Annotated in this window: 13 protein-coding genes; 6 read left to right on the forward strand and 7 right to left on the reverse strand. The window is 59.4% G+C overall.

Annotated features, from left to right (window positions below; all coding sequences use genetic code 11):
• Positions 1-246: 246 nt before the first annotated feature.
• A complete protein-coding gene (locus LB572_RS29530) occupies positions 247-1,962 on the reverse strand; it encodes a hypothetical protein (RefSeq protein ID WP_224670208.1) in 1,716 nt (571 codons plus the stop codon).
• A 677-nt stretch (positions 1,963-2,639) separates the two neighbouring features.
• Here LB572_RS29530 and LB572_RS29535 point away from each other — a divergent pair.
• From LB572_RS29535 to LB572_RS29550, 4 genes are all read left to right on the forward strand, one after another.
• Entirely contained in the window at positions 2,640-3,440 is an 801-nt protein-coding gene (locus tag LB572_RS29535) for a hypothetical protein (protein ID WP_224670209.1), read from the forward strand.
• 476 nt (positions 3,441-3,916) lie between these two features.
• A complete protein-coding gene (locus tag LB572_RS29540) occupies positions 3,917-4,945 on the forward strand; it encodes an alpha/beta hydrolase (protein ID WP_224670210.1) in 1,029 nt (342 codons plus the stop codon).
• A 39-nt stretch (positions 4,946-4,984) separates the two neighbouring features.
• Positions 4,985-5,311 carry a hypothetical protein gene (locus tag LB572_RS29545; protein WP_412033605.1) on the forward strand — a complete coding sequence of 109 codons (327 nt, stop codon included), beginning with the start codon at positions 4,985-4,987 and terminating at the stop codon, positions 5,309-5,311.
• Between the two features lie 299 nt (positions 5,312-5,610).
• Entirely contained in the window at positions 5,611-6,636 is a 1,026-nt protein-coding gene (locus LB572_RS29550; RefSeq protein WP_224670211.1) for an AraC family transcriptional regulator, read from the forward strand.
• A gap of 96 nt (positions 6,637-6,732) precedes the next feature.
• On the opposite strand, the gene LB572_RS29555 is transcribed toward LB572_RS29550, so the two are convergent.
• The gene (locus LB572_RS29555; protein WP_224670213.1) at positions 6,733-8,163 is read right to left on the reverse strand and encodes a porin; all 1,431 of its coding nucleotides are present in this window, start codon (positions 8,161-8,163) and stop codon (positions 6,733-6,735) included.
• 577 nt (positions 8,164-8,740) lie between these two features.
• Here LB572_RS29555 and LB572_RS29560 point away from each other — a divergent pair.
• The gene (locus tag LB572_RS29560) at positions 8,741-9,685 is read left to right on the forward strand and encodes an OmpA family protein (RefSeq protein ID WP_224670214.1); all 945 of its coding nucleotides are present in this window, start codon (positions 8,741-8,743) and stop codon (positions 9,683-9,685) included.
• 182 nt (positions 9,686-9,867) lie between these two features.
• On the opposite strand, the gene LB572_RS29565 is transcribed toward LB572_RS29560, so the two are convergent.
• The 3 genes from LB572_RS29565 to tnpA (LB572_RS34770) all read right to left on the reverse strand — a co-directional run bounded on the left by LB572_RS29565 (position 9,868) and on the right by tnpA (LB572_RS34770) (position 10,978).
• A complete protein-coding gene (locus LB572_RS29565; RefSeq protein WP_224670215.1) occupies positions 9,868-10,053 on the reverse strand; it encodes a hypothetical protein in 186 nt (61 codons plus the stop codon).
• Positions 10,050-10,682, reverse strand: a complete 633-nt coding sequence (tnpA, locus tag LB572_RS29570; RefSeq protein ID WP_224670216.1) for an IS66-like element accessory protein TnpA — start codon at positions 10,680-10,682, stop codon at positions 10,050-10,052. Before tnpA (LB572_RS29570) ends, LB572_RS29565 begins: the two co-directional genes overlap by 4 nt.
• A 74-nt stretch (positions 10,683-10,756) precedes the next feature.
• Complete coding sequence (gene tnpA / locus LB572_RS34770; protein WP_412033606.1) at positions 10,757-10,978, reverse strand: IS66 family insertion sequence element accessory protein TnpA; 222 nt, start codon at positions 10,976-10,978, stop codon at positions 10,757-10,759.
• A gap of 464 nt (positions 10,979-11,442) precedes the next feature.
• Between tnpA (LB572_RS34770) and LB572_RS29575 the strand changes: the two genes are divergently transcribed.
• Positions 11,443-12,786 (forward strand): hypothetical protein, encoded by a 1,344-nt coding sequence (locus LB572_RS29575; RefSeq protein ID WP_224670217.1) that lies wholly within the window; start codon positions 11,443-11,445, stop codon positions 12,784-12,786.
• Between the two features lie 143 nt (positions 12,787-12,929).
• On the opposite strand, the gene LB572_RS29580 is transcribed toward LB572_RS29575, so the two are convergent.
• Positions 12,930-14,243 carry an HlyD family type I secretion periplasmic adaptor subunit gene (locus LB572_RS29580; RefSeq protein ID WP_224670218.1) on the reverse strand — a complete coding sequence of 438 codons (1,314 nt, stop codon included), beginning with the start codon at positions 14,241-14,243 and terminating at the stop codon, positions 12,930-12,932.
• Complete coding sequence (locus tag LB572_RS29585) at positions 14,240-16,024, reverse strand: type I secretion system permease/ATPase (RefSeq protein WP_224670219.1); 1,785 nt, start codon at positions 16,022-16,024, stop codon at positions 14,240-14,242. The genes LB572_RS29580 and LB572_RS29585 overlap by 4 nt, the downstream gene beginning before the upstream one ends.

Genomic DNA, 16,024 nt, shown 5'->3' on the forward strand with positions numbered 1-16,024 from the left:
AAATGCGATCTGGCCTGCTGCCGCTTCCTGGACACCGAGAAGGCGTTTGACGGTATTGGAGGAATGCAGAGCCGAGCGCACGGCACTCAAGGTAGAGGACGAGGGATGACGCCAGGGCGGGCGTGTTCGATTACATCGAGCGCTTCAACAATCCTCGGCGACGGCACTCGACACGGGACTATCTCAACCTGTCGAGGAGCAAGCTGCGCTAGCCTGACTGCGCGTCCAAAACCGGCAGCGGGCCAGTCAATCAGGGATCACAAGACCAGCTTTTCTAAGCGAGCCGAGAAAGGTCTCGACATCTTGTGGGCGAGCCAAACGCATCGACACCTGCTCCCGCAGGTTTTTCACCAATGCCGGTAGATTCTGCCGAAGCCATTCGCTCTCGCGGTGGGCTTCCGCAACGTTCCCTGCCTCACCGTTTATCGCAGCACCAATCAAATGATAGATCGGATTCATCGGGGAGGGGGTTCTCTTTAGCCATGTTGCTGCTTGCGCATAGTCGCCGTCAAAATAGGAGCAAAGAGCCAAGTCCGCCTCATAGTTGGCTGAGGCTCCGGGATTTAACTGACGCGACACCGCTATCCTCGCGCAACCTTCCTTCCATTTTCCCGAAACTGCCAGGCGCTCGCCATATTCGCTCAGGAACTCGGTGTCGTTGGAGTTGAGTTTCAAGCTTTGCTCGCCTAGCTCCAACGCGGCATCAATCTGTCCGTCGAAATACAGAGCCAGCATTTTTGCTTGGCGCGCCGGCAAATTTAGGGGATCGAGTGCCACGGCGTGCTGGGCGGCAGCGAAAGCGCGCTCAAGCGCTGATGCCGGGGGCGTCCCATCGGGCGAAAATCCAAATCGGTAGTCATCGACATAGATCAATGACAGCAGACCCCACGCCGTGGCGTAGCTGGGGAAGCGATCCACGGCTTTCTCGAGGCATGTACGCACAGCGGGACGGCGCTCCGGATCAACGCCCAGCCGATATGCATAAAAAGAAAGTGTACAATTATAGGCCACCCAATCATCGGGAGCGTTGCTCACGTCGAGATCCTCGTCCGCTTGGAAGATCACGCCGTAAACCTGAGCCAGATTTTGCGCTACGCTGCGCGCAATTTCCTTTTGCGTGTCCCGAAATGCCGAGACTTTCAATGGACCGTCGTAGCTATTTGCCCAAATTACCGACCCAGTGCCGCGATTGATGAGCCGGACCCGAAGCTGAAAGGCTTCGTCCGACAGCGTGACACTGCCAGCGATCTCAAATCGTGGTGGCGCCAAGGACGCATCGTCCGGCTTCGGGGCTGATTCCATAACCTGCAAGTCTCTGAACTTGGAAAGTTGCTCGACAATTTCCTCCTTCAATCCACTTGCAACCACGCCTGCGGCCTGAGTGCCGCCCAGATTGTCAAACGCCTGCACAAGCACGCGGGGCTTTTCTGGCCCGCCGTGTCGGGCGGGCCCCCACCACCAGGCCGATACAGACGCCACGATCGCCAGAAGGAGCATGAGCACGGCTGTTAGCAGTCGCGGCCGGGTTCTCCACAGGGGCGGGCGCTCTATGACTGGCTTGACAAGGGGGGCTGGAAGAAGCGCTAACTGGGTTTCCGCCCGGCGTGCGAAAGAAGGAACATATCCACCCTTGGGAATGGTTATGAGTACAGGATCCCCTTGTCCTGAGGTCAGGTAGTAGCGTTCCAGCGCCCGACGAAGATGGCCGGCCTCAATGCGGACGATCGGGTCCGTCTGAGGGTCGAATGATTGGCCGCGGCCGAACACTTCGACTGCGACGGTATAAGCCTTAATGCGATCGCCACGCCCGGATAACGCTTCTTCGACCACGTAGCTAAGGAAACGGTGCTCCCGGCCGGTGGCATCGAAATCCGCGCTGCCGAGGATCAGGGCAAGCTGGGCGCGGCAGCTCTCAACAGGGAGAGCAGGCTCCCCCGTGAAGGATGTTTCAGGCTTGTTCACTGACCCCTCGCGCGACCGATGACTACATGGTCTCCCACGTAATTTACATTCCGCTGCTGGCTTTGGGCAATATAGAATTCACTCACGTCACAAATTGAAAATATCGTTAATTTCGATCGGGTCTCAGTCAGATCAACAAATATGGCCAAACAAGAAGAACCGTCCGAGAGACAAAAAGCTATCCTAGCGGCAGTACGCCGCTTTCCGCAGTTTGAGTTGGCGATCCACCGACTGGTTGTCCGGAGTGAGAGCTTTCTGGAGATATGCGAGGAGCTTGCGGACGCGGAACTGGCGCTTTCAAGCGTCGACAAGACCACAACAACGGCGTTGGTCGAGGCTCGACGAGCCGAATGGCAGGAACTCGTGGATCGGCTGGTTGGAGAAGTCGCGGAAGCGGTGGGGGACTCGGAGGCTGCTCGAAGCTGCGGTGTCAATCCTCGGCCGCCGCCACGGTGAGCGCCACGAATCGTTAGAACTGGTCGGCGGTCAGTTTGCAATTTTCCGCCATTCGGGAGCTTCGGGATTCGATGGCAATTGCACAACAAGTGTCAATGGTATGTCGCAATGCGGTGGTGTCTACTGTCAGCCGTACGGCGGTCGCTACGTCGTGGTCTATGTCGACTAAGCCTTCCAATGAAACCGGGACTGCGAGCCCGACTCAGAACCGAGCAAAGATCATGAAAACTTTCTGTCGGACGGTGACTGGCGGATATGCAGCGCTTTATATCCTTTGCCTTGCCAATAACGCGGGCGCGGCCGATCTGGTCTCCCCGGTGACGCCGGACCTGAAGCCAGTCGTGACCGAGCAGGGATGGACGTTCAGCGCCGCGCCGTATTTCTGGGCGGCTGGGCTCTCGGGTGACGTGGGGCAGTTCGGTTTGCCCTCCGTCGAGGTTGATTCTAATTTTGGCGACATACTGAAAAATCTTGATTTCGCGGCCATGGCCGTCATCGAGGCACGCTACGACCGCTACAGCATTTTCGGCGACCTCCAATATGTCAAGATTTCCGCCGGCAATGGAACGCCTAAGGGCATCTTGGCAGACAGCGTCGATCTCACGTCCCAAACTTTTTCAGGTCTGGGGGGAGTTGGTTATTCAGTTCTCCAGAGTGACGCTGGACGTCTCGATGTGGTCGGCGCCATGAGGGTCTGGTCCGTGGATACGGACCTTGACTTCCATGGGGGGATCCTTGACGGCCGCTCCGCCAGTGATGGCAAGACCTGGGTAGACGGGCTGGTTGGTGTTCGTGCGAACTATTCGCTCACACCCGAGATCTATGTCACGGGTTGGGGAATGGTGGGAGCAGGTGCCGCCAATGTCGATTGGGACGTCGCGGCCGCGCTGGGCTATCGGTTCAACGATCGGTTTTCGGCGGTCGTCGGCTATCGCGCCTTGGGCGTCAACTACGACAATGACGGGTTCGTCTTCGATGTCGTGCAACAGGGCCCGATCATGGGCCTGGTCATGCGGTTCTAGGATGGCGATTTGTTGCTGATCCCAAAGCCCGCCTGCCGAAATCAATTTCTGACCAGGAACTGCGGGGGTCTGCCCGTAGGATACAGTTAGTTACCTTCCTTCCGGGGCACTCGAAACGTAAGCGGGTTCCCGGGCCACTTTTCGGGAGTGATCGCGATCAGTGAGGCTGCCGACCCTGTATTGGGATCGGAGATCGGATTGTGTCTGGAGTTGACCTTACGCAAGTCGCGTAGCGCTACGACATCGAAGCGCGCGACGACTTGTTTCCGATAACAGCCAAAGCTCGGCGCGGGAAGGCACGGTCGCCTTCTCGAGGATGACATCGGGTGCACGAAACAATGAAGCTGGTAAATCGCTGCGGGGGACTGGTGGGATTGAACATGCGAGCAAGGCGAAGCCTGGCAGTATCCTTTGCTTGCGCACTCAGCCTCGTCGGCCTCTCGGCTTGCGCAAGCAGGCCTGAGAGCGGGGCCCTATTGTCGAATACCTCCGTAGCTCAAGGTGCGAGTTCGCATGCCATCCTCGTTGCCACCACTCGAGCGCGCGATGCTCGACCAGGAACTTACTTCGATGGTGAACGGTCGTCTGCCCTGAACTTTGCGTCGATCATCGTCAGCGTTCCGCCGAACCATAAGGCTGGCAATGTCGAATGGCCTTCCTCGAAGCCGGGAAATGCCCAAACGGATTTTGTCACGCGAGATGGCGAACTCCTGCCGAACGACAAGCAGTTTCTGGCCGAGTTGAACCAGCGTTTGAAGGCGCAGCCCAAAGGCCAGCGCAAGGTCCTGCTCTTTGTACATGGTTACAACACGCTGTTTGCCGAAGGGCTCTATCGCTTCGCGCAAGTCGTTCATGATTCCCATGCGCCTAGCGTTCCCGTCTTCTTCAGTTGGGCCTCGCGGGGCAAGACACTGGACTACGTGTATGACAACAACAGCGCGACCATCGCTCGCGACGGATTGGAGCGGACGCTGCGCCTTTTGCTGGCCAGCGATGCCGATGAAATCAACGTCCTCGCGCATTCCATGGGCAACTGGGTGACCGTCGAGGCATTTCGGCAAATCAAGATATCGGGAAACGTCGCTTCCGCCAGCAAGCTTGGTACGGTGATACTCGCCGCCCCCGATATTGATGAGGACGTATTCAAATCGGAAATGCAGCGAATTGGGAAACCAAAAAAGCCGTTTTTGATCATTGTCTCGCGCGACGACAAAGCATTGGGTCTGTCGAGACTTATCGCTGGCGGCAAAGATCGGATTGGGGCGAGCAGCAACACGACGGAACTCGCAAATCTCGGCGCGATAGTCGTCGACTTGTCTGATGTGAAAGCCACCGATGCGACCAATCACGGCAAGTTCGCGCAAGTCGCGGAAATTGCGCCGGATCTTCGAAAGGTCCTGGCGCAGGGGATTCCAGATCAGGAAGAAGGCGGGCTGGCCGGCGCGACGACCCGCGTTCTCACTTTACCCGTCGCGGCGCCGATAAAGATCCTGACGGCCAAGTAGCGCTTGCCGCAGGTATTTGACTTATAGAGAGGATGAACGATGACAAGACTTAGCTTGAGATTGCCCGGTGGTGCTGCCGCGATCGCCGTCGCCATGATTTTTGGCGGACTGATCGACACAGTTGTACCGCTCCCCTCTTTCGTTGGCGAGGCGCAGGCGCGAGTTGGCCATCCGCTCACGCCCGGCAGCGTTGCTGGCGTTGCGAGGCGCACCACCCGCCGAGCAATCGTCCGGACGAATATCTACGTGACCAGCCTTCCGGCCGCGTGTGTGAAGACCACCGTCTACGGCCCCGTGCTGTGGCACTGTGGCGGCAAGTACTATCAGGCCTCCAGCGGGCGCTACGTCGTCGTCAACATACAGTGACTTCGGGTGGCTTCTGGCAATAGTGCTCCGGAAGAGGCGCGATGCGCCCGTCCGTTGCGACCATGCTAGCCTTCCGCGGTCCCACCGTTCCGGTTTGCGCGGAAGCAGATCCATTTGTTCTGGATCGCCGCGCTGTGGCTGGCGCGGGCGAAGCCCAGTCCCACAACTGAAAGCTGTTGGGCTTGGAAGGTAGAGATAACAGCAGCGCCGAACGGCGGCGCTGCTCGCCGATGCGACGGAGCCGCCACGATCTAGGGCAAGCCGCCGACGTGTACTGTCAAAGTTGGGGTATTCGAACCATGGCTCGACGCGATGCCGCGCCGCAAGCTGAGGCGGTCACATATTCGGTACGCACCAGCGTCGGAATTCACATACCGCGAATGCTGCGCGGCGCGGGGATCGACCCAAGCATTTTTGTCCGGAAATACGGATTCGATCTCAGTCTGTTCGAAAGTCCTGACAATCCCGTTCCCTATGATGAATATTCCTGCTTCCTGGTGGAGTGCGCCCGCGCAACAGGGTGCGAATGTTTCGGGCTGGCTCTCGGAATTCAGGCGCGGTTGAACGTGCTTGGCGCGCTTGGCGGTGAAATGGCCAAGGCGCCAAATCTTGGAAGCGCGCTTTTAATTGCCGTGCGTCATTCGGCAAAACAGGATCGAGGACTGGTGATGGCGCTGCAGGACTGTGGCGAAGATGTCGAGTTGCGGCACATCGCTATCGATTCCCGGGTGGTCAGAGGCGAGCAAATATCGGATGCAAGCACCGCATTGGCGTATTCGATTATTCGTGAGCTGTGCGGACCTCAGTGGCGGCCGACGCAGGTTTCCTTAGCGCGCCGCGCGCCTCTCGACGCTCGGCCCTATGGAGTCGCCTTCCGCTGCCCGATCGCCTTCAATCAACCTGCTGCCGGCTTGCGATTCGCCAAGCGTTGGTTGGTCGCTCCCGTGGGGGCCAGCAACACGCTGACAGCGACGGCAGGGGAGCTTCAAAGCGCGGCGCTGGCTGAGCAGGTAGTCGCACAATGCGTGCGCAACTTGCTCAGCCACGCCACGTGCAAAGTTACCAAGATCGCGGAAGATATGGCGCTAACGCGACGCACGCTTCATCGGCGCCTGGCTCAGCAAGGGCACACATTCGAAGAACTGATGGAGCGGGCCCGATTTAGCATGGCGCTCCGTCTGCTACGGGACACTGATCTCAAACTCACCGAAATTGCTCACGCAATTGGCTATTCCGAGCTCTCGGCCTTCACGCGAGCCTTTCGGTCCTGGGCGGGGATGCCGCCCAGAAGCTTCAGCCGAAGATCCGAAACGCCCACCAGATAGCAGGATAGGTTTCTCGGGGTCCTTGCTGTCATGGCGCGGAGGAAAGTCGAAGACCCGTGTGGCAACAGCTTTGACGATCGCGCTATAGCGAACTGATCAAAATTCACGTGTAACCCACAGGAAGTCCGTAGTCCCTTTCAGATTGGCACCAGGAATAAGACCGACCGCGCCGTTGAGCGCGGCATGTGTGCTAAGCGCATCCACTTCCGCGCCGATCGTCCACTTTTCCGCGGGCCGAAAGATCAAATTCACGCCGTATCGCTTGGTTCTGATCGAGGGGTTGGTCGCGAACAGGTCGAGATTCACCGCGACGTAGCTTACAAACGCGTTCGACTCCCATTTGTCCGACCATTTATGATGGTACGAAGCCACCGCGCTCCAGCCCTGTATCGGGCCGACGGTGGGGAAGCGCGCGGCGAAAGCGGCGGCGTCGGCCGCGGTGCCAAGGAAAGCAGGAGCGTCTACCGAATAGGCAAGGCCCGCGCTGAAGTTGTCGTCTTCGCCGGCAAATCTAACCGGCGCTGTAAGGCCGGCTGTCGCTGCCCAACCGAACCGGCTGCCGGCCGACAAATCGAGCAACGGCGCGGCCGGCGTCTCTTGCCGATGAGCGGCCGCCGAAACCTGCATGATCCAGTCGTCTTTTTCGTAATGGAGTTGCGCGGTGAAATACGGCGGCGTCTTGGGGAATTCCCAGGTGGTTGCACCGCGGCTGGTCGGAGGACCGGCCTCGACCGCCACAGAGGAAGACAGGTCGTCGGTGATCTCGTATTTGTAGGAAGCCAGATAACTACTCAGCGACGGCGACGACGCGGTGAACTGGAAATCGCCCGACCAGGCGTTCATGAGGGATTCAGCGTAGCCAACTTTTACCCCCGCGTATTCGATGGTTGCTTCGGACAAGGTGGGCGCTGCATCGAAACCATCATCGGTGTTATAGCTCCAGGAAGTACCGAAGACGAACTTGAACGGTCCTGATTCCGTCAACCGCGCAGCTGCAAGGCGCAAATCCGCTTCGGAGCTGAAAGTCCGGGCGGTTCTTGAACCTGGCCCCAAATGCGGCTCCGGAGCATTGGTGTGTTGCAAAGTGCCCTGCAGGCTTCCGGATAGATCGTAGCAAACGCCGTGGACGAGGTAGCGATGCGAACCTGTGCCATCTGTGGTGCTGAGCGATTTGCTTTCCGAGCCGGACCCGCCGACATCGATGTCGCACACGGCGCTATCTTCTTCCTCCTCGTCCTCGCCATCGCCCTGCGCGAAGGCCGGCGACAACAAGCGCAAGGCACATAAGCAGATCATGCACAAGCGGCGAACGTGGCGCCCAAATGCCGCCTCGCCGGACTTTTGGCTCAGTCCCTTGGATGCCGACACACCGCCATGCGACTTGTTTGCGTGAACGGATGAGCCAGGCGCACACAAGATGCCCGGCTTTCGCCGGCCCTCTTTGTCACCCAGCGGGAGACTTGCAACGTTCGAAAACGACCGTACCACGCGCGCAACTGGCCGCGGGTTCCGCTTGCCGATCAGCATGCCGGGCTTGGCACACGCCGGAGCAGGAAGCCAACCACCCGAACCATCCTAGCGCGCTCCTTCAGTCGACGCATCAAGCGTCTTCTAAAGCAAAAGGGCCCAGCGCGCTTGACATTTTGGGCCAAGCATACTGGTGGCTGGGAGAGCGATAATCGCGATACTCGGCGGGATCCCGGCAAAGTCGCTGGGGTTGCGAGGCGTGCCGCCCGCCGCAGGACTGTCCACGCGAATAGGTTGCGAGCCTCGGGCGTGAAATTTCGGTCAACGGCACAGTGTTGCATCGCGGCGGAAGGTCTGTCCGGCGCCGCGCTATGTCGTCCCTCCACGTACATTGACGACCCGGCAGCGAAGCCGTGTCCCCAAATGTCAACGCATGGCAGGTCGCGATATGCAAATGCTGGTAGGCCTGCCGGTGCGCTGGCTTCGCCGCAGCAGCCGGGAATAGGCATTTGTTGAAACAGCACTATGGAATTGGGAACATGATCGTAAAACTCTCCAGGCGAGCAAGTGTTGCCTGCGCACTTCTTTTTACCTGTTATACAAGCGCGAATGCTCAGGATATACCTTGGGCCCCTTCATGCCCCACACCGGCGCGATGCTGACCACCGCTTGGGGCAATGCCTATGGTCCCGATGCTGAATCGTGGATCAAATTCGCCGACGTCACGACAGCCAACATTGATATCGACTATGCGAGTTCTCGCGGCGCCGTGGCGAAACGGCGCCAAGTGGTCGCTGACCGGACCTCGGGCCGAACGATCGTCCTGGGTTTCGGCAACAAGATGCCGCTGGTCATTCCCAACACCACGTCGCTTGGCACTTCGGGTGCAGTTCTCGACGAATTGAGGACCTCAGGCCACGCCAATTCGGCGCTGATCTACAACGACGCGCTGCACAGCATGCAAGGACAGCTTTCATTGGCCGAGCCGCGCGTGATGATGAAGGTCATGGTCAACGAAAACGAGGTCAATGTGCCAACGGTCCACGCCCAGGGGCAATTCAAAAACGGGCAGAAATCCGCTCAGGGCGATTTCTATTTCCTCGACAACCGCAACAATCCCGTGCTGATCCAATACAATATTCAGTTCAGCGGTGAAAAGGAGCCGCGCAGGGAGCGCATCGTGCAGGTCACGGTCGGCGCCTCGCAACGCGCTGCCATGGAGCAGGCGCTGGCCACAGTGAAGGCCTACGATCTCTATGGCATCCACTTTAATTTCGGCAAGGCCACCATTCAGCGCGACACCGCCCCCTTGCTCAAGGACATGGTCGTCACTCTCAAGAACAATCCATCGTGGACACTCCGCATCGTCGGGCACACGGATTCGATCGGTGACCCCAAGGTCAACTTGAAGCTCTCCCAGCAGCGAGCTGCGTCCATCAAGGCTGAACTTGTCAAGTTCGGCATCGCCGAGGCGCGGCTTGACACTGATGGCCAGGGTGAGAAGTTCCCGAAGAGCGCCAATGATACACTGGAAGGGCGGGCCGTTAATCGCCGGGTTGAACTTGTCCGCACCGACCGCTAACGGCAAATTCGGGAAGCCACGGGACGCGGCAGACCGATAGGTCTGACCGGTCGCTACGTCTACCCTCGTGCTGGTGATGCGCCAGGAGATCGCCAAACGCCCCTGCCATCGCGAGACCTGTGTCGCGGTGGCCCGCAAAGTTGGCGGTGATCATGCCCGCGATCTGGAGGCGACGGCCCATTTTACGTCGGCGATCCGGCGCTGGCTCGGCCGTCGCAGCGCAGCGCGTGCATGGCAAGGACTGCAAGCTTCTGGGGGCGCATCGATGCGCGGCGCGAGACGCAGTCGCCGACAACGCGCTGACCGAGGAACTGATGGCAGCCATGCTGTCGGCCCGCGCAGCGTTGTGGCGCCGGCACGATCATCATGGCGTCGTTCCTTCACTCGCGACGCGTTGTCGAACGGCATCCGGATCGCTGCCGGCCGGTGCGAAGACACGGCGGCCGTCAGGCAGATCGATCGCCGTCATTCCATCAGGCGGCTGTACCAGGCTCTGCAGAAGGCGCACCGCCGCGGTGTCATCGCCCATCGCCACAGCCGCAAGCTTCGCGCGCTTCTTCTGCGCTACGCCGAACTGCGCGCGCCAACGGAACAACAGCCCCGTGACAATCCCGTGCTTTCGCGCGACCTGCGAGACGCTGACACTTGGCCGGTCGCTCTCCAGCGCAATGGCGCGCTTTTCCGCATCGCTGAAGAAGCGCCGGATAGACCGCCGGGGTGATGCCGGATCATCGCTTCGTGGTGCCGTCAAGCTCGATTCCGGCGGCGTTCCGTTAGCACTAGTGCTAACGGCCGGGCGGGCGGAGGGATGAAGATGCGCCCGCCAGTCGATTTCGACCTCGCCCTCATCTAGTCGGTCACGCCATATGCGCAGGCTCGTCGGCGAAAGATGCAATGCCGCTGCATATTCGGGAACACCCATGCCGCTCCAGTTCATCGCTTCGACATGCATCGCCCAGTACGCCTGGACAGCAGGGTTGCGCACATCCGTGGTCACCGAAAGCGCAGCCGAGCCCGCTTTTTCTGCCGCTTCGCTCGCTCTTCCAGGCGCTTCTGACGGCGCAATTCCGCCTAATATTCCGCACGCTTACGAGCCGCCTCGTTGCCCGCGAAGTACTTCAGCCAGCGATCGAGCGTGTGCTTCGTCAGGCGGTGCACGCCGCAATATTCCGTCCGCGTCAGACCGCTGCGCTGCCACGCCTGGAGTGAACCACCCACCAGGATTGCCGCGCCTTGTTCTGGAAATGTCTCAAATTCACCGGAGATCCTCCATGCTGCGAAGGACCCCCACATGTCGCGCGAATGCACTATTCAATCTGGCTGCAGAGACCGGACGCTTACGGGATGGCGGGGGATGGCAAGATAAAAGGGCGCACATTGTGCGGCGGTCGGTTGGTTGTTTTTGCTAGGATTTTCCGCGCCCTCGGCACATTGTGAGCCTTTGCTGCAATGTGCACTCCAATGCTAAACAATTGTATTAGCTCAATAATTTACCGTGTGCCCTTAAATTGATAATTGCGATTGTCCAGGGATATTATGGAAGTGGTTCCGCACCGCCGTGAGGTTAGGGCCTGGATGGCTGCCGAGTTGTCGTGAAGGAAGCCTGCACCTTGTCGACAGGGAATGTTTGACCGGCGGTCTGCGACGTCGATCGCATCGCTCAAAGTGCGAACGTTGGGCCGATTACTATGAATGGATACGCCGGCGCCACGTTGTCTTAAAAGTTATCCAAACCGCTGATACGCGGATGACGAGCGATGTGCATCACCAGCCGCTGCTGGCGGTGCGATATCGGCCACGATCGAATTGAGTCCTATTTCGCCGTGCAACTGACACGCCTTGAGCTTTACAATCGAGTCTGCGAGAGGCCTCTCAGCAAAATCGCTCCAGAGCTCGGAATTTCCGGCACGGTGTTAGCATCGATATGTAAGCGGTATCAGGTTCCCTATCCTGGGTCGGGATATTGGACGCGTAAATTGCTCGGGCTCCCGGTAGACTTGCCGCCACTGCCGGAGGCATCGGAGGAACTGATCGAGCTAACGTCGTCAACCCCAAAGCCTCAACGAAAGAGAACCGCGAAGGAAGGCTCTGTTCGCAAGGCCAGAGGTGCCGCGAAGCCCCATCGTCCGGTGCGCCATCGGCTGCTCTTCGGCGTTGAAGAGCACATGCGAAAAACACGCGACGTTAAACAGGGCGAGTTCCTCAGGCCCTACAAGAGAATCCTGCCGGATCTGATTTCCTCAGAGACCCAGTTGCTTCGCGCACTCTCGATCGCCAACGATCTCTATCTCGCGCTGGACGAGCAGGGATACCGCGTTCAAATCGCGCCGGCTGCCGACGGCCTTGATCGCATCCGCATCAAGGAACAGGAGGTTGAGAGCAAGGATCGCAAATACGGTCACTATCACTCCGGGAGCATCTGGGCTCCGGATCGACCTACCGTCCTCTATGTCGAGACGGTGCCGATCGGGCTCGCGATCATCGAAATGACCGAACGAGTGACGGTGCGATACTTCGATGGCGAATACCATCGGGAGGACAGCAGGCTCATCCGATCCGCCAAGCCTTGGCAGCTAACGCATTCCTGGACAAGGGAGCAGGACGTGCCCTGCGGGCGCTTTCGGGTCATTGCCTACTCGCCGAAAAAGGGCGTCGACTGGTCGGTCAGCTGGCAAGAGACCGGGGAGAAACCGCTTGGCGCTCTGATCCCAAAAATCGTGGAAACATTGAAAGAGGCCAAGGGCACGCTTCAGCGCCTTATAGACGCCGAGGATGTGGCGGCCGCGAAGAGGAAGAAAGAAAGAGAGGAGGAGTGGGAGCGCTATCTAAAGCAGGAGGACGCCCGCAAGGTGGCTCAGGCACTAGCCGATAGCCGGCAGCAGCTTGCGGAAATTATTGAACGGTGGGGCAAGGCGATGACAATAGAGCGCTTTTTCGTGGACGCCGAAAAGCGGTTGAACACTACGGATGATGAAGATCGCCGCAAGCGCCTGGAGGAGCGTCTGGCTCTCGCGAGAGCAATGATGGAAAGCGTCGATCCGCTGGACTTCATCGAAAGCTGGCGGGCACCGCAGGAGCGGTACCAGGCAAAATTCGACTAGACGAGATATGTGCTGCCTAGACTTGTTCATGGCGGCAACGGAGCCGGAAGCAGCCGATCCGATTCAGGGAAGTAGTCGGAAACGCGCCATCCTGCTGGTGCATAGTTCTCGGCCTCAGACGCTCGACTGAAGGTGGCTTGGCTTTACTCTTCCACGAACGAGCGGTGGAATGAGTCTAGTACCGGCCGCACAAGATATTCGGCAAAAGTGCGATCACCTGTGCTGATGAAGGTTTCTACGGGCATACCTGGATAGAGTTGATCCGCCGTCACACTGGCAGGTAGGTCTTTCGCAATATGCAGAATGGCCCTGTAATAGGGTTCATGCGTGCTTTCGTCGACCAGCCGGTCCGCTGAGACACTGCTCACCGTCGCTGCAACCTCCGGCGTAAGGCGGGCATTGAGCGCGGAAAGCCGTAGCCGGGCCTTCTGGCCGGCATGGACGGCATCAATGTCGCCCGGACTGAGCCGCGCCTCGACTATGACCTGTGAACTAGTCGGTAGGATCTCCATCAGCTTTTCGCCGGGCGAGATGACGCTGCCCGGCGAATTGAAGACGCTAGACACCACGATCCCGTCAGTTGGCGCCTTTACGATCGTACGGCTAAGCACGGCCTCCGCGGCCAGGGTCTGTTCCTCGACATCGGCCAGCGATGTTCTCGTCTCGGATAGTTGGCTGACGGCCTGTTCGACCCGCTGGCTCTTGCCGCGCTCAATCTGTTCATTCGCCTCAACAATCTGGCTGCGCGCGGAGGCGAGTTCCGAAGCGATTGCTCCAGCCTGGCCGGTCAGGTCGGCCTGGTTGCGCTGGATCTGAGTGTATTCGAAATGGTTGGTCAGCCCCTGCTCGACCAGCGTCTTCTTCCTCTTGAGTTCGTCCGCCACGATTAAAAGCTGGTTTTCTATTGCCTTCATCTGCGCGGTGAGACCGGCGAGCGATTCTGTAAGCGTTGCGACGCGCTGGTGCAGGATGCCTTGCTCTGACCGGAACCGGGCAAGCCGGGCCTCAAACTCTTTCTTCTGTTCGTCAACGAGATGAGCAAGTTCCGCACCACTCGAGCGGGCATCTAAAATTGTGTCGAAGTGCAACGTTTCCGCCCCATCCCTCTCAGCAGCAAGTCGCTGCGCGTTAGCTGACAGCGAGACAAACCGTTTCTTCAGTCGGTTGACCTGCGTCCTGGCGGTTGTAGCATCGAGGATGATTAGTTCCTGCCCGGCCCGCACATGATCGCCTTCGCCGATACGAATTTCCTTGATGATACCGCCTTCGAGGTGCTGTATCCGGATGTTGCGGCCCGCCGCCGCGATCGTTCCGTGGGCGACGGCAGCACCGGAAAGCGGAGCGGTCGCCGCCCAATAGCCGAAGCAGCCCACGAGCAGCGCGATCGCGCCATAGCCGGCAAGCGCAACCCAGCGAGTGCTGGACCGAACCGAATGCTCCCAGCCGATGGCACTCATGATCCAGCCTGCTCCGCCTTGAGTGAACGCCCCCAACGACCGGAACCCTGGCTGCCGGTGCTGAACGACCTCAATTGTATCTGCGGGGCCGGCGCCGGAGTGGCGGCGTTGGGCGGTTCCGCACCCGTGAATGGAACGAGAATGTCGGAGCTTCGACCAAACTTCTCGATGGCGCCATCGCGGAGCTTCAGGACACGATCGCATGCCGCCGCGATCGACATGCGGTGCGTAATGATGATGACAGTCGTGCTGTTGCCACGCGCCTGCCGAATTGCGCGCTCCAGGGCGGCCTCGCCGTCTTGGTCGAGGTTCGCGTTGGGTTCGTCAAGGATTAGGATCTTCGGCTTGGCGAAGAATGCCCGCGCCAGCCCTATTCGTTGGCGCTCACCGCCCGACAACGCGATGCCAGCCGAACCTATCTGCGTCTGATAACCTTCGCGCTGCGACAGGATGAGATCGTGCGCGTGGGCAGCCTGCGCGGCCTCGACAATGGCCTCGTCGGTAGCCGATAGATCGAAACGTGAGATGTTTTCCGCGATTGTCCCGGGCAGCAACTGCACGTCCTGTGCCAGATAGCCGATGTTGCGGCCAAGTTGAGCCTCGTTCCAGGTCCTCAGGTCCGCGCCGTCCAATTGCACCACGCCGCTGCTCGGCGAAATCGCGCCGACCAAGAGCCGCGCCAGCGTCGACTTTCCAGCACGGCTTGGACCGACAATGGCAACCGCTTCGCCGGCGGCGACCTCGAAGTTTAGCCGCTTTATTATCGGCTCGGTTCCGGGTGGCGACCCCGGCGGCACACAGACCAGGTCCCGTACTGAAATCCTGCCTGTTGGATCGGGAAGCTGCAGCTTCTGCCGGCCGTCGGCGCTCGGGGGAAGCGACTTCCCTAGACGTTGCCATGCCCGACGTGCCTCGACGGTCTGGCGCCAGCCACCGATTAGCTGGTCGAGGGGCTGCAGAGCCCTACCCGATATGATCGAGGTTGCAAAGATCATGCCCGCCGTCATCTCGCCGGCGAGGACCAGCGAGGCGCCGACACCCAGGATTGCGAGTTGCAGCAGCATCCGCGTCGAACGGGATATGCCGCTGAAAACGGCATTAATCGCCGAGGTCCGATCCTGGAGGTAGAGCGAACCGCCAAAGACCCTGCCCCATACCTCCGTGGCATTGCCGCTTATGCCCATCGCCTTCAGGGTTTCGGCATTGCGGGCGAAGGCCTGCGCGGCAAGATTGGCGCGTACCGCTTGCTCCGAGGCCGCCCCCGAATTCTTGCCGTTGACGAACTGGTTAAGCATCACCAGGACAATCATGATCACAGCGCCACCAAGTGTCAGCCAGAACAGGGCCGGATGGATGAAGCCAAGCAGGATCAGGAACACGGGCGCGAATGGCAGATCGAACAACGTCATCAGGCTGCGTGAGCCAATGAAAGAGCGGACAGTGGCGAGGTCACGCAGCGGCTGAATGTCGCCAGCGTCGGCACGCGGACCGGACAATGAGGCTCTGAACGCTCGCGATCCCAGCCGCTTGTCGATCGAAGCAGCGGCCCGCTGCGAATAGATCGAGCGGATGATTTCAAACAGGCCAAGAAAGGCCAGTGCGAGGATGGCGATAATCGAAAGGTAGATCAGCGTGTCGACGCTGGCGCCAGGCAAAACCCGATCATAGACCTGCAGCATGAATAGCGGCATGACCAGGAGCAAAGTGTTGACTATCATGGAGAATAGGCCGATCTCAAAAATGCTCTTGGAAAACAGAGCCGTCGAAACGGTCCTTGTCAT

The sequence above is a fragment of the Mesorhizobium sp. BH1-1-5 genome (genome assembly GCF_020165615.1).
Classification (GTDB): Bacteria; Pseudomonadota; Alphaproteobacteria; order Rhizobiales; family Rhizobiaceae; genus Mesorhizobium.